Here is a 13,163-nt window from a genome sequence, read left to right as displayed (position 1 = left end):
GGAGCGTAACGGTTATTTGCTTAGACATAAGGATTCCGTCTTTGCTGATAGCCAATCGGTATAATGACCGTTCCCCGTTGGAGAACGCGTCGTGTACAAGCATCTGGAAGATTTCGTCGGCCACACCCCGCTGGTCAGACTCAAGCGCCTGCCCGGCGTCACCAGCAACACCGTGCTGGTCAAGCTGGAAGGCAACAACCCGGCGGGCTCGGTCAAGGACCGGCCGGCCCTGTCCATGATTCGTCGCGCCGAAGAACGCGGCGAGATCAAGCCGGGCGATACTCTGATCGAACCCACCAGCGGCAATACCGGCATTGCGCTGGCGATGGCGGCGGCGATGATGGGGTACAAGATGATCCTCATCATGCCGGAGAATTCCAGCGCCGAGCGGGTGCAGGCGATGCGCGCCTACGGCGCGGAAGTGGTCCTGACGCCCAAGGAGGCGTCGATGCCGGGTTCCATCGACCTGGCGCGCAAGATGGAAGCCGCCGGCCAGGGCCGCATCCTGGACCAGTTCTCCAACCCGGACAATCCGCTGGCCCATTATGAAAGCACCGGGCCGGAAATCTGGCAGGACACCCGGGGCGGCATCACTCACTTCGTGTCCAGCATGGGCACCACCGGCACCATCATGGGCACCGGCCGCTATCTGAAGCGGCAAAACCCGGCCATCCAGATTGTGGGCGTGCATCCGGAGCCAGGCAGTCAGATTGCCGGCATCCGTAAATGGGAAGACCCCTACGTGCCCAAGATCTGCGATTTCTCGCAGCTGGACGATTTGCAGCATGTCAGCCAGCAGGAGGCGGAGGATATGGCGCGGCTGCTGGCGCGCGAGGAGGGTATTCTGGCCGGGCCTTCGTCCGGCGGCGCGCTGGCGGTGGCCTTGCGCTTGTCGAGCCAGCTGGAAAACGCGGTCATTGTCTCCATCATCTGCGACCGCGGCGATCGCTACCTGTCCACCGGCCTGTTCGGCTGAGAGTCCGTTCAAAGTCCGCTGGGCGTCGGTAGGCGGCCAGGACGGACGGCGCGCCGGAAAACGCAGTGTTCGCGTTTTGGCGCTGGCGCCGGGCGCCGCATGTCTTTAGCATCTGAGATCCTATGTTCCCGTCCCGGAGGCCCTTATGCTGCTGCATGTCGATTCCCGTTTCCTCAGCCCCTACGCCTTGTCCGCCTTCGTCGCCTTGAAAGAAAAAAGGCTGACCTTCGAACTAGCGACCTTGAGCCTTGCCGCGCAAGCCAATCTGGCCCCGGCCTATCAACGTCAATCGCTGACCGCCCGCGTGCCCATGCTGGAGGACGGCGAGTTTCAACTCAGCGAATCCTCTGCCATCGCGGAGTATCTTGAAGACACTTACCCCGAGCGTCCCCGGCTTTATCCGCGGGAACTGCGTCAACGCGCCCGCGCGCGCCAATTGCAAGCCTGGCTGCGCAGCGACCTGATGGCCTTGCGGGAGGACCGCAACACCGAGGTCGTGTTTCTGCGGCCGGCGGCCGGCACCCTGGCGCCGGAAGCGCGCCAGGCGGCCAACAAGCTGATCGCGGCGGCGGAGCAATTGCTGCCGGCCGGCGACGGCGATTTGTTCGGCGCCTGGTGTCTGGCCGACACCGATCTGGCGTTGATGTTGAAGCGGCTGCAATACGACGACATCTTGCCGCCGCGCTTGGCCGCCTATGTCGAACGTCAGTGGCAACGGCCTGCGGTGCTGGACTGGCTGGAGTTGGGACGGCGGGCGGCATTGGTTTGAAAGGCCGGGCGCGCGCCGGCTCCCGCCGTCTCAGCACCTGTTGACGATCTGCTGCGCGTCGGCGGTAAGGCGTTGAAACCCGCTTCGAAATGCTCATGTACCACGCGTACATTCCGCTTTCTCAGCCGCTTTCGCCTTGCCTCGCCCTTGTTCGCGAGATCGTAAACACGTTCTCAGCGATGCACGTCGTGGGTGACGAAGGGCCGGTCCGGCGACGGCATCTCCAGCCAATCCGGGTGGCTCAGCGTGCGGCAGATGTCCTGGTAGCCGCTGGCCCAGTGCGCGCGCATGGTCTGGGCGCCGAACTGATAATCCTTGTGGTGGTCCTCGTACTCCTTGTCCTGGTAGATCAGGTGGATCACCTTCAGCAGCCGGCCGCAGGCCAGCTCATGGGCGCGACGGTAAGCCGGGTGCTCGCGCTGCGCTTCCGGCACCAGCTCCATCAACTGCCGCAGCAAGCCGCGGTAGTTCTGCTCCCGCTTCATCGTATCGGTGATTTGGCGGGTGCGGCTGGAGTACTGGATGTCCTTCTGCCGCATGGCGATCGCCTTCATGTCCGTGGGCGGCTTTCCCTTGGCGCTCCACAGGTCCACCTGGAACACCAAGGAGTTCTTGCGGGGTTCGGTGCTCAGTATCTGCTTCAGTGGCGTATTGGACACCAGGCCGCCGTCCCAGTAGTACTCGCCGTCTATCTCCACCGCCGGGAAACCGGGAGGCAGCGCGCCGGAGGCCATGAAATGCTCGGGGTGCAGACGTTGACGGGTGTTGTCGAAATAGACGAAGTTGCCGCTGCGTAGATTGACCGCGCCCACCGATACCCGCATCTGATCGCTGTCGTTGATGCGGTCGAAATCAGCGAAGCGCTCCAGCGTGCTTTTCAGCGGCGCGGTGTCGTAGAAACTGCAGTTGGCGGGAGAGGGCGCGCCGGCCGGCCAGGGAGAGCGCGGCAGGAAGAAACCGTTCTGACCCTCGGTCAGCGCGCGCCAGGCTTCCCAGCTTGCCATCAGCCCGTTGAGGCTCGCCGGCCAGTGGTGGGTGTCCAGTTGGCTGAACGGGCTGGGCGGCAGAAACGGCGGCCGGCAGATGGTGTCCCAGAAGGCGCGCAGTTGCTCCACCCGCCGTTCCGGCGGATTGCCGGCGATGATGGCGGCGTTGAGCGCGCCTATGGAGATGCCGGCCACCCAGTTAGGATGCAGGTCGGCTTCGGCCAGGCCTTGATAGACGCCGGGCTGGTAGGAGCCCAGCGCGCCGCCGCCCTGAAGCACCAGCGCCAGCACCTGGTAGCGATGCCCGGGCGGCAGGCTGCGGCTTTGGTACAGGCCGCCGGCCTGAGGGCAGGCCGGATTGTGCGGCGGCGTCATTGCATATACCAGCCGTGGCTGACGATGACGGATTGACCGGTCAGCGCCGCGCTGGGGAAGGCGGCCAGAAACAGCGCGGTTTGGGCCACGTCGTCCACCGTGGTGAATACGCCGTCCACGGTATTGCCCAGCATTACGCGCTTGACCACTTCCTCCTCGCTGATGCCCAGTTCTTTGGCCTGCTCCGGAATCTGTTTCTCCACCAACGGCGTGCGCACGAAGCCGGGGCAGATCACGTGGGCGCGCACATTGTATTCCGCGCCTTCCTTGGCCAGCACCCGGCACAAGCCCAGCAAGGCATGCTTGGCGGTGACGTAGGCGGATTTGAGTTTGGACGCCTCGTGAGAGTGGACCGACCCCATATAGATCACCGTGCCGCCGCGCTTGTCTTTGTACATATGCGGCAGCGCGGCCTTGGTGGTGAGAAAAGCGCCGTCCACGTGGATGGCCTGCATTTTCTTCCAGTCGGAAAACTTGTAGTCCACCAGCGGGTTGACGATCTGGATGCCGGCGTTGGAAATCAGGATGTCCAGCCCGCCCAGCGCGTCCACCGCCGCTTGGGTGCCGGCGTTGACGGATTCCTCGTTGGTCACATCCATCGACACGCCCACCGCCTTGCCGCCGGCGGCTTTGATCTCCTCCGCCGTTGCCTGCGCGGCGGCCAGATTGATGTCGGCGATAGCCACCGCCGCGCCGGCCCGAGCGTAGGTTTCCGCAATGGCTTTGCCTATGCCGCTGGCCGCGCCGGTGATCAAGGCCACTTTGCCGTTCAATTGCATGCTGCTCTCCTTGTTGTGGTGAGTTGTCGCGTGGGGACGGGCCGCGAAGCGGCTCTTAAACGTGTTTACGATCTCGCGAGACAAGGCGAAAACGGCTAAAAAGCGAAATGGTCAAGCGGTACATGACCCTTTCTAAGGGATTTTCAACGCCGTATCGCCGCCGCGCAGCAGATCGTAAATAGGTTCTTAGAGCCTGTTCAAAGTCTCGCGAGCAAGAGCGAGACAAGGCGAAAACGAGCGAAAAAGCGGAATGTACACGTGGTACATGAGCATTTTGAGCTTGTTTTTAACGCCGTATCGCCGATGCGCAGCAGACATTGGACAGGTTCTTAGTTGAGGTAATCGAATTCCACTTCACCCAGGCCCAGGGTCAGGTCGGCGATGATATGGCGCGCTTCCACGATCTCCAGCACCGGCAGTTCCGCCACCGGCGCCAGCGCGTGCGGGAACAGCGCCAGCGCCGCAGGCCCGCTCCAGGCGCCGTGAACGGTTACGTCTTTCAAGTAGAAGCGCACCAGTTCGCAAATGCGGGCGCTGCCGTCCACGTGCGGAATGATCTTCAGCAGGAAGTTGGGGGTGTTGACCATGGAGCGCTGCAGCGCGCTGGCGTCCAGCGTCTGGTGCTTATAGCCCATGGTGGCGGTGGCCACCCGAACCGGGCCGTAGTCCAGTTCGCCCACCAGGGTGTCGGTGCGCACTTGCAGCCGCGGGCAGGCCAGCTTCTTGGGAAAGCCCCACAGCTCGCGGCCGCCGGCGATGGGCGGGTGGTCGTTCAGATACATCGCATGGGTGTAGTTGCCGGCCACGCCGCCCAGCAGCACGGGGATCACCTGGCCGCTTTCGGTGTAGTCGCCGAAGCCGGTGGAGTCCGGCATGCGGATGAATTCGAAATTCACCAGGTCCGAGGCCGGCTGCAGCGGCTCCGGCACCACCTCGCGCAGTTTGGCCGGATCGGTGCGGTAGGTGATGATGAAGAATTCGCGGTTGGTGAAGCGGTAGGGGCCGCGGGGGAAGGCGGGGTTGGTTAGCGGCATGGCGAAGGCCTGCTCGCGGATGGCGTCGATGTTCATACGTGCTGCGCTCCCTGGGTGGCAAAAGGTCGCACCCGTGGGGAGCGGCCGCTGCTGCGATAGGAGCCCGCCGGGAAAAATCGGCGCGGCGGGCAGGCGTGCATCTGGCGTCGATGGTACAGCTAAAGAGCCCGATAGCGGTAGCTTGGTTCCATGTCACCTGTCCGTTAGGATGGATTGGCGCGGGAGGCCGACCTAAGAACCTGTTCAAAGCCCGCCGCGCGCCGCGAGGTTGTGACCTCGCGGGCGAGGCCTTTTCTGCCGCAACGCCCGACCTTGCTCGCTAGACTTTCAACAAGCTCGATAGAGCCGCCGTGCTATGCTGTCGCGGTTGCGGCGAATGAAGCCGCGGCCCGCCTCCGTGCCGGCGGAATCGGCACCTGTGTTTTGGATATACCGTATGAGCAAAAGCATCATTTCCGACATGGATGGAGTGATCTATCGGGGCAAGCAACTGATTCCGGGCGCGCGCGATTTCGTCAACCGCCTGACGCAGGCCGGCACGCCTTTTCTGTTCCTGACCAATAACGCGGAACAGACACCGCTGGACCTGAGGCTGAAGCTGGAGAGCCTGGGCATCAACGGGGTGACGGAGGACAACTTCATCACCAGCGCGATGGCCACGGCGATGTTCCTGCGCAGCCAGACGCGCAAAGCGATGCCCACTGCCTACGTGGTGGGAGGCGCGGGTCTGATCAACGAGTTGTACAACGTTGGTTTTTCCATTTCCGAATCCCGCCCGGATTACGTGGTGGTGGCGAAGTCCCAGACCTTCAGCTTCGAGCAGATCAAGAAGGCGGTGCGCTTCATCGACCAGGGCGCCAAATTCATCGGCACCAACCCGGACATGATCGACCCGATAGAGGGCGGCGGCTACGAGCCGGCCGCCGGCACGCTGCTGGCCGCCATCGAGGCCGCCACCGGCAAGAAGCCTTACATCGTGGGCAAGCCCAATTCGCTGATGATGATGCTGGCCACCCGCAAGCTGGGCGTGCATCCCGAAGAGGCGGTGATGATAGGCGACCGCATGGACACCGATATCGTCGGCGGCATTGAAGCCGGCATGGGCACCGCGCTGGTGTTGTCCGGGGTGTCGTCTCGCGAGTCCATGGAGCAGTTCCCCTATCAGCCGGACTATGTGTTCGAGAGCGTGGCGGAGATTGATCCGCAAGCTTTGTAAAGTTAGGCCGCAGGCGAAAACAGGGCCGTTCCAGCTGGAACGGCCCTGTTGTTTGAGTTCTCCGTTGGGTTCGGCGCCGCGCGCGCTTAGCGTGGTTCTGTCTGCGCTTGGGCGGCGGCTTCCCGCAGCTTGTCTTTCTTGCTCTTGCGTTTGCCCTTGACGCCGCCGTTGTCGGTCGTCGTATTCGAGACCGTGGCGGGGTTGACGGCAACGGGCTCGAAGCCGGCGATCCGCTCGCGCGGCAGCCGCAAGCGCTGGCGTTTTTCTATCAATTGGAAATGCGCGGCGCAGTCGGCGCTGATGAAGCTGACGGCTTCGCCGCTGGCGCCGGCGCGGCCGGTGCGGCCGATGCGGTGGGTGTAGTCCACCGGCGAGCGCGGCAGGTCGTAGTTGATCACCACCGGCAGGCGGGCGATGTCGATGCCGCGCGCGGCCACGTCGGTGGCCACCAGCACTTGCAGACGGCCGGACTTGAGATCGGCCAGCACTTGGCCGCGTTGTCCCTGGCTGCAGTCCCCATGCAGCGCGGCGGCGCGGATGCCGGCGGCCTCCAGTTTGCCGGCCACCCGGTCGGCGCTGTGCCGGCTGGCCACGAAGACCAGCGCCCGTTCCCAGCCATGGGTTTGCAGCAGATGGCGCAGCAGCATGGTGCGCCGGCCGGCGTCCACTTCGATGGCGCGCTGGCGGATGTCCGGCGCGGCGGTGTCGTCGGGCGCGATGTCGATGCGCTGCGGCTGGTTTAGCAGTCGTTCCGCCAGCGCGCGCACGGCGGGCGGGAAGGTGGCGGAAAACAGCAGGTTCTGCCGGTAGGGCGGCAGTTGCTCCAGCACGCCGGCCAGCTCGTCGGCAAAGCCGAGATCGAGCAGGCGATCGGCCTCGTCCAGCACCAGGGTGTCGACGGAGGAAAGCCGCAGCGCCTTATGCGCCAGCAAGTCCAGCAGCCGGCCGGGCGTGGCCGCCACGATGTCGGCGCCGCCGCGCAGGGCCATCATTTGCGGGTTGATGGAAACGCCGCCGAAGACCACGGCGATCTTGGGCCGGCGCGGCAGGCCCTGCGACAGTTGGCGCAGGACGTCGCCCACTTGCGCCGCCAGCTCTCGCGTGGGGAGCAGGATCAGCGTTTGCGCCTGGCGCGGCGAGGCCTGGCGGCCCGCCAGCCATTGCTGCAACAGCGGCAGGCAGTAAGCCGCGGTTTTGCCGGAGCCGGTTTGCGCGGTGGCCAGCACGTCGTGGCCTTGCAGAATGGCGGGGACGGCGGCGAGCTGAACGGCGGTGGGGGCCGGATAGCCTTGATCGCTTGCGGCCTGGGCCAGGGCGGGCGACAGGCCCAGTGAGGTGAATGGCATGGGTGGCGTTGACGGCGATGGTGCTTGAAGCGGCAGGAGTATCGGCGCTGACCGCGGCCGGGTCAAACGGGGCGTGGCGTCGCCGCAACGCGCGTGGCGCAGCGGGAAGTTCCGTTTGCGAGTACTATCTGGGCTCGCTATCAAGTTAAAGTCATACGCACATGCAAACAGAAGTCAAAGAGAAACCCCGCTACGCCCTGGTGGCCTCGGTCCAGTTGCCCGATGTCAGCGATGTCGAGTTCGAGGCCTCGCTCACCGAACTGAGCGAACTGGCCAAGACCCTGGGCTTCCAAGTGGTGCGGACCTTTGTGCAAAAGCGTAACAGCTTCGACCGCACCGCTTATATGGGGGTGGGCAAGCTGGAGGAAATCAGCCAGTTCGTCAACCGCGGCCTTCGCAACGACGAGCTGGAAGACGCGCCGCCGGTGCTGGATGCTGGCACGGTGGAGATCGACGCCTTGCTGGTGGACCACGAGATCTCGCCGTCGCAGGCGCGCAATCTGGAGTTGGCGGTCGGTTGCGAAGTGATGGACCGCACCATGGTCATCCTGGAGATATTCCACCGCAACGCCCGCTCGCGCGCGGCGCGCGCCCAAGTGGAAATCGCCCGTCTCGGCTATATGGCGCCGCGCTTGCGCGAGGCGGCCAAGCTGGCCGGTCCGCAAGGCCGGCAGCGCAGCGGCATGGGCGGGCGCGGTGCCGGCGAATCGCATACCGAGCTGGACCGGCGCAAGGTGCGCGACCGCATCGCCGAACTGCAACGCGAAATCGTCGCGATGGAACTGGAACGCAAGACCCAGCGCGCGCGCCGGCTGGAGCGTCAGGGCCAGGGCCTGGGCGGGGTATCCTTGGTGGGTTATACCAACGCCGGCAAGTCCACGCTGATGCGAGCCTTGACCGGCAGCGAGGTGCTGGTGGCCAATAAATTGTTCGCCACCCTCGACACCACGGTGCGCGCCATCTACCCGGAAAGCGTGCCGCGGGTGCTGGTCAGCGATACCGTGGGTTTCATCAAGAACCTGCCTCACGGATTGGTGGCTTCGTTCAAATCCACCTTGGAAGAGGCGCTGGACGCCGCTTTGCTGTTGCATGTGATCGACGCCAGCGATCCAGGTTTCCAGCGTCAGCTGGAGGTCACCGACGAGGTGCTGGGAGAAATCGGCGCCGACGAGGTGCCGCGCATCCGGGTGTTCAACAAGATCGACCATGTCGGCGACGAGGCGGCGCAGGCCGCCTGGACGGCCGAGCTGCGGCAGCGCTACCCGGACTGCGTGGTGATGAGCGCGCGCCGGCCCGAGGAAGTGGCTCAATTGCGCGCCCTCATCGTCGCCTTCTTCCAGCGCGATCTGGAGGAGGGCGAGCTGCTGTTGCCGTGGTCGGCGCAGCAGTTGCGCGGCGACATCTACAGCCACTGCCAAGTGCTGGAAGAGCGCGCGGACGAAGAGGGCAGCTGGTTCCGCGTGCGCGGCGAGCCGGAGAAGCTGCGCAGCCTGCGCGAGCAGTTGAACCCAGGCTCGCAGGGGCGGGAAAAGGAATACTGGGAAGTCTGAACCAGGGCGCACCGGGCCTGGGCTTTTTCATTTCACGCGAGCGAGAGGCGGATGTGGGGATTGTCGAAGTCGAACTGCCGTTCCGGCAAAACCCGCAATGCCATGTCGTGACCCTGCATCAGCGGGATCAGGCCATGGCGGTGTTCGATTGTTGGGATGACGATGCCGACATCGCGCCGGGCGTGTTGGGCTGCGTGCGTTTCTACGGGGTGCTCGCTGTCAAGGTTGAGCGCCACAGCGCGCGGCTGATCCCGGACGAGCTGGAATTCGGCTCGTCCCTCTACCAAGTGCTGGAGTCGGATTGGCTGCACGCGCACTTGCAAGCGGTGCGGGCGTGGACGCATGACGACCATGGTGCCGACCGTTATCGCCATTATCTGGTGAACAGCCACGATCACCAGCTGGCGGTGCTGTGCACCGGCTACGACGCGCAACTGCTCCAGACGCGGCTGGCCGACATCATCGGCGATTTCGAGTTTGGCTGAACGCGCCGGCTTCCGGCCGCAATCCTCTTGAGGCTGCAATGGATTTATTGAATCGGATCACCCGCAACACATTCTTGTTGGACTTGTTTCCCTCCGGCCTGGAACAGCCCTTGTTCTTGGGGCAAATCAGCCTGGACGTGGGCGGGCGGTTGAGTTTCAAGCTGCATACCCGGCAGCGGCCGGCGATGGAGGTCCGGAAATGGGGCCAGTGGGGGCGGGACTACAATACCATCGTGATCAAGCTGTTCGCCCACGCCGGCGCCGACATCCGGATATCCAACTGGCGCGAGGCGCGTTATTGCGCGCTGCAACTGGAGGTGGAAGGAGAAACATTGCGTCTGAAGCAGGCCAGCGGCGCTTTCTCGCTGGAGCTTGCCTTGTCCCATCTGTTGTTCCAGGAGTGCTCGGTCTATATGGACGGCGCGGATGAGGAGGTCGCCGATGTCTGAGGCCCTGGTGTTTTATGCTGAGATCCCCTTGTCCAACCAGGGATTCAATAAGTGGCTGGCCCGGCCGGTGGCTATCGATGGTCAGGCGGGCTGCAGCGTGCTCGACGCCTTGGCCGATTACCTGGTGCAGTGCTGCGATCCCGTCACTGGGAATGCGCTGTTGTGCCGCTACCAGCGCGCAGAAAAGACCCTGCAGTTCGCCTCCTGCCTGCGGGATGGCTCCAGCCGGCAGAGCCGCGATGACGCGCGCTTCCTGAAGCGATTGTGGCAGGAGCTTGTCTCTTGCCGCGACAAGGCGGGCAAGCCTGGTGCGGTTGCGGATGCCATTGTCGACTGGTCCGAAGCGGGGCCGGGCGATGCCGGCGATCCGGCCTGGTTCCGCGAGTGGTTGCTGGCCATGCCGCTGCTGGGCGCGCCGGACAGCCAGGGCCGCTGGCTGGACCGCGAGATACTGCGCGCGCTGGCCGCCATCGACGCCGTCGCCAACGCCAGCCCGGAGCACCCGGCCAGGATAGGCTGCTTGTATACCGATGGCGTTCAGGTCTACGCCGATGTGGCCGGGAAAACCATCATGGTGGACGATGCGGAGGCAGCTGGTGGTCAAAGAATGGAATTCAGCCCGGCGCTCAGCTATGTGCTGGAAGGAGCCCAGCCCCGCTCCATGCGGGCGCTGAGCGACAGCTACTACACCGACGGCAATATCCTGTGGCACTGCAATATCTTCGCCGGTAACGCGCCGCAGGCGCTGGCGTATTGCGAGGGTCAAGCTCCCAGGCTTTATAAATTCGTCGATTCCTCGGTGGATGCGCTGATCGTGTTGGGCGACATGGCCTGGAGCGCAGCGATGGACGACAGCAAGCCGCCGCACGAGAGATACTATGTCAAGTCTGTGGCTATCGATGGTCAGTCGTTTGCCCGGGTGGCCGGCGGCAACGACTTCCAGGACCGCTTCAGGCGCTATCGCTTCGACGAGCGCCGCGGCTTGCTGCCCTTGAACCCGCTTGAGGCGTGAGCGGCCAAGCGGGTCCTTGCCACGCGACAAGCGTTCCGCCAGTGAAGCCCGCATCTGCGTATAATCCCCGGCATGTTCTGAGCCGCGGGCGCGGCGCACGCATGATATTCCGCCAGGCCGCGAATAGTCGCGGACCGTGATTTTCCTGTTTTCTATAATTTCGTAATACCGCAATTCCCAATGATCATTCTGAAAAACGTGGCTTTGCGTCGCGGCACTAAAGTTTTGCTGGACGGCGCGACAGTCAATATCAATCCCGGTGAAAAGGTGGGCCTGGTAGGGCGCAACGGCGCCGGCAAGTCTTCTCTGTTTGCGGTATTGAACGGCAGCCTGCACGAAGACAGCGGCGATTTCTCCATCCCCAGCCAGTGGCGGATGGCGCAGGTGGCGCAGGACATGCCGGAAACCTCGCAGACCGCCACCGAGTTCGTGGTGGAGGGCGATACCGCGCTGCTGGCGGCGCGGCGCGAAGTGGCCGAAGCCGAGGCGGGCGAAGACTACATGCGCATGGCGCATGCCTACACCGCGCTGAACGACGCCGGCGAGCACGACGCTCCCGCGCGGGCGCAGGCGCTGATTCTGGGCCTGGGCTTTAGCGTGGCCGAGCTGCAGCGGCCGGTGAACAGTTTTTCCGGCGGCTGGCGCATGCGCCTGCAACTGGCGCGCGCGCTGATGTGCCCGTCCGACCTGTTGCTGCTGGACGAACCCACCAACCACCTGGATTTGGACGCGCTGGTCTGGCTGGAGGCCTGGCTCAAGCAATACGCCGGCACCATGGTGGTGATCAGCCATGATCGTGAATTTCTGGACGCGGTGACCAATGTCACCCTGCACATCGATCACGGCAAGCTGGTGCGTTACGGCGGCAATTACAGCAAGTTCGAGGATATGCGCGCCGAGCAGCTGATTCTGCAACAGGCCGTGCTGGCCAAGCAGCAGGAGAAGATGGCGCATCTGCAGAAATTCATCGACCGCTTCAAGGCCAAGGCCAGCAAGGCCAAGCAGGCGCAAAGCCGCGTCAAGGCGTTGGAGCGGATGGAGAAGATCGCGCCGGTGCTGACCGAAGCCGACTTCCAGTTCGAGTTCAAAGAACCCAGCAGCCTGCCCAACCCGATGCTGACCATGTCGCAGGCTTCGTTCGGCTATCCGGCGGCTGAGGGCGCGGGGGACGGCGCGCCGCCCATCGTGATCGTCAAGGACGTCAACCGCTCGGTGCTGGCCGGCCAGCGCATCGGCATCCTGGGCGCCAACGGCCAGGGTAAGTCCACGCTGGTGAAAACAGTGGCCGAGGCGCTGGCGGCCACCGGCGGCGAGATCATCCGCGGCAAGGGTTTGAACATCGGCTATTTCTCGCAGCAGGAGTTGGACGTGCTGCGGCCGGAAGACGACCCGCTGCAGCACATGCTGCGATTGGCGCGCGAAACGCCGGCGCAGCTGCGTCCGCCGGCCAATGATTGCCGAGAACAGGGCCTGCGCAACTTCCTGGGCACCTTCAATTTCAGCGGCGACATGGTCAAGCAGGCGGTGGGCAGCATGAGCGGCGGAGAGAAGGCGCGGCTGGTGTTGTGCATGATTGTTTGGCTGCGTCCCAATCTATTGCTGCTGGACGAGCCGACCAACCATCTGGACCTGGCCACGCGCGAGGCCTTGAGCGTGGCGTTGAACGAGTTCGAGGGTTCGGTGATGCTGGTCAGCCATGACCGAGCCCTGCTGCGCGCGGTCTGCGACGAGTTCTGGATGGTGTCGCGCGGCGGCGTCAGCGATTTTGACGGCGATCTGGACGACTACCAAGTGTATTTGCTGGAAGAAGCCAAGCGCCGGCGCGAAGAAGCGGCGGGCAAGCGTTAAGCTGAAAGGGGCCTTGGAGCTTTTTCAAAGTCTGCTGGGCTTCGTGAAGCGTTGCACGGTGAGTACGGGCTCAAAATGCTCATGTACCCCTCGACCATTCCGCTTCTTCGCTAGTTTTAGCCTTGTCTCGCCCATGCTCGCGAGACTTTGGACAGGCTGTTAGCGGCAATCAACAAAGGCAGTGTCGCCGGAACGGCGGCGCTGCCTTTTTGTTTGGCTGCCGCGCCGGCGTTGCGGTCGGAAAACCCGTGGTTGACATTAAAGCGAACTTCAAGCTTAGCATGGTCCTTGGCATCACCAGCCGAAGCGGAAGGCGTGGCGGAATGTTCTATTCTTCA

The 13,163-nt window shown here is 63.9% G+C and carries 12 protein-coding genes; 8 read left to right on the top strand and 4 right to left on the bottom strand.

The window, feature by feature from the left end:
* The first annotated feature begins 91 nt into the window (after positions 1-91).
* Positions 92-976, top strand: coding sequence for a cysteine synthase CysM (gene cysM / locus ACUXV1_RS19360; protein ID WP_114152197.1), 885 nt, complete (start codon positions 92-94; stop codon positions 974-976).
* Between the two features lie 145 nt (positions 977-1,121).
* Positions 1,122-1,745 (top strand): glutathione transferase, encoded by a 624-nt coding sequence (gene yfcF, locus ACUXV1_RS19355; RefSeq protein ID WP_446016237.1) that lies wholly within the window; start codon positions 1,122-1,124, stop codon positions 1,743-1,745.
* Positions 1,746-1,918: 173 nt separating this feature from the next.
* Here yfcF and ACUXV1_RS19350 read toward each other — a convergent pair whose 3' ends face one another.
* The 3 genes from ACUXV1_RS19350 to ACUXV1_RS19340 all read right to left on the bottom strand — a co-directional run bounded on the left by ACUXV1_RS19350 (position 1,919) and on the right by ACUXV1_RS19340 (position 4,955).
* Positions 1,919-3,106: a patatin-like phospholipase family protein gene (locus ACUXV1_RS19350; protein WP_446016239.1), complete on the bottom strand. Its 1,188-nt coding sequence runs from the start codon at positions 3,104-3,106 to the stop codon at positions 1,919-1,921.
* Positions 3,103-3,885, bottom strand: coding sequence for a 3-hydroxybutyrate dehydrogenase (locus tag ACUXV1_RS19345; RefSeq protein ID WP_446016240.1), 783 nt, complete (start codon positions 3,883-3,885; stop codon positions 3,103-3,105). Before ACUXV1_RS19345 ends, ACUXV1_RS19350 begins: the two co-directional genes overlap by 4 nt.
* A gap of 329 nt (positions 3,886-4,214) precedes the next feature.
* Positions 4,215-4,955 carry an acetoacetate decarboxylase gene (locus ACUXV1_RS19340; protein WP_081555660.1) on the bottom strand — a complete coding sequence of 247 codons (741 nt, stop codon included), beginning with the start codon at positions 4,953-4,955 and terminating at the stop codon, positions 4,215-4,217.
* A gap of 400 nt (positions 4,956-5,355) precedes the next feature.
* On the opposite strand from ACUXV1_RS19340, the gene ACUXV1_RS19335 reads away from it, so the two are divergent.
* Complete coding sequence (locus ACUXV1_RS19335) at positions 5,356-6,135, top strand: HAD-IIA family hydrolase (protein WP_019101698.1); 780 nt, start codon at positions 5,356-5,358, stop codon at positions 6,133-6,135.
* A gap of 86 nt (positions 6,136-6,221) precedes the next feature.
* On the opposite strand, the gene ACUXV1_RS19330 is transcribed toward ACUXV1_RS19335, so the two are convergent.
* Positions 6,222-7,481 (bottom strand): DEAD/DEAH box helicase, encoded by a 1,260-nt coding sequence (locus tag ACUXV1_RS19330; RefSeq protein ID WP_446016241.1) that lies wholly within the window; start codon positions 7,479-7,481, stop codon positions 6,222-6,224.
* A 161-nt stretch (positions 7,482-7,642) separates the two neighbouring features.
* Here ACUXV1_RS19330 and hflX point away from each other — a divergent pair, with 161 nt between their 5' ends.
* From hflX to ACUXV1_RS19305, 5 genes are all read left to right on the top strand, one after another.
* Positions 7,643-9,031 carry a GTPase HflX gene (hflX, locus tag ACUXV1_RS19325; protein ID WP_446016242.1) on the top strand — a complete coding sequence of 463 codons (1,389 nt, stop codon included), beginning with the start codon at positions 7,643-7,645 and terminating at the stop codon, positions 9,029-9,031.
* Between the two features lie 53 nt (positions 9,032-9,084).
* On the top strand, positions 9,085-9,516 hold the full coding sequence (locus ACUXV1_RS19320) for a hypothetical protein (protein WP_446016243.1): 432 nt from the start codon (positions 9,085-9,087) through the stop codon (positions 9,514-9,516).
* 38 nt (positions 9,517-9,554) lie between these two features.
* On the top strand, positions 9,555-9,965 hold the full coding sequence (locus ACUXV1_RS19315) for a hypothetical protein (RefSeq protein ID WP_446016244.1): 411 nt from the start codon (positions 9,555-9,557) through the stop codon (positions 9,963-9,965).
* Positions 9,958-10,977 (top strand): hypothetical protein, encoded by a 1,020-nt coding sequence (locus tag ACUXV1_RS19310; protein WP_446016245.1) that lies wholly within the window; start codon positions 9,958-9,960, stop codon positions 10,975-10,977. The genes ACUXV1_RS19315 and ACUXV1_RS19310 overlap by 8 nt, the downstream gene beginning before the upstream one ends.
* A gap of 180 nt (positions 10,978-11,157) precedes the next feature.
* Positions 11,158-12,825 (top strand): ABC-F family ATP-binding cassette domain-containing protein, encoded by a 1,668-nt coding sequence (locus ACUXV1_RS19305; RefSeq protein WP_043637309.1) that lies wholly within the window; start codon positions 11,158-11,160, stop codon positions 12,823-12,825.
* Positions 12,826-13,163 lie beyond the last annotated feature (338 nt).

The organism is Chromobacterium sp. W521 (genome assembly GCF_052805975.1).
The sequence above is the reverse complement of the archived record's forward strand: the minus strand, read 5'-3'. Positions and strand labels throughout refer to the sequence as shown.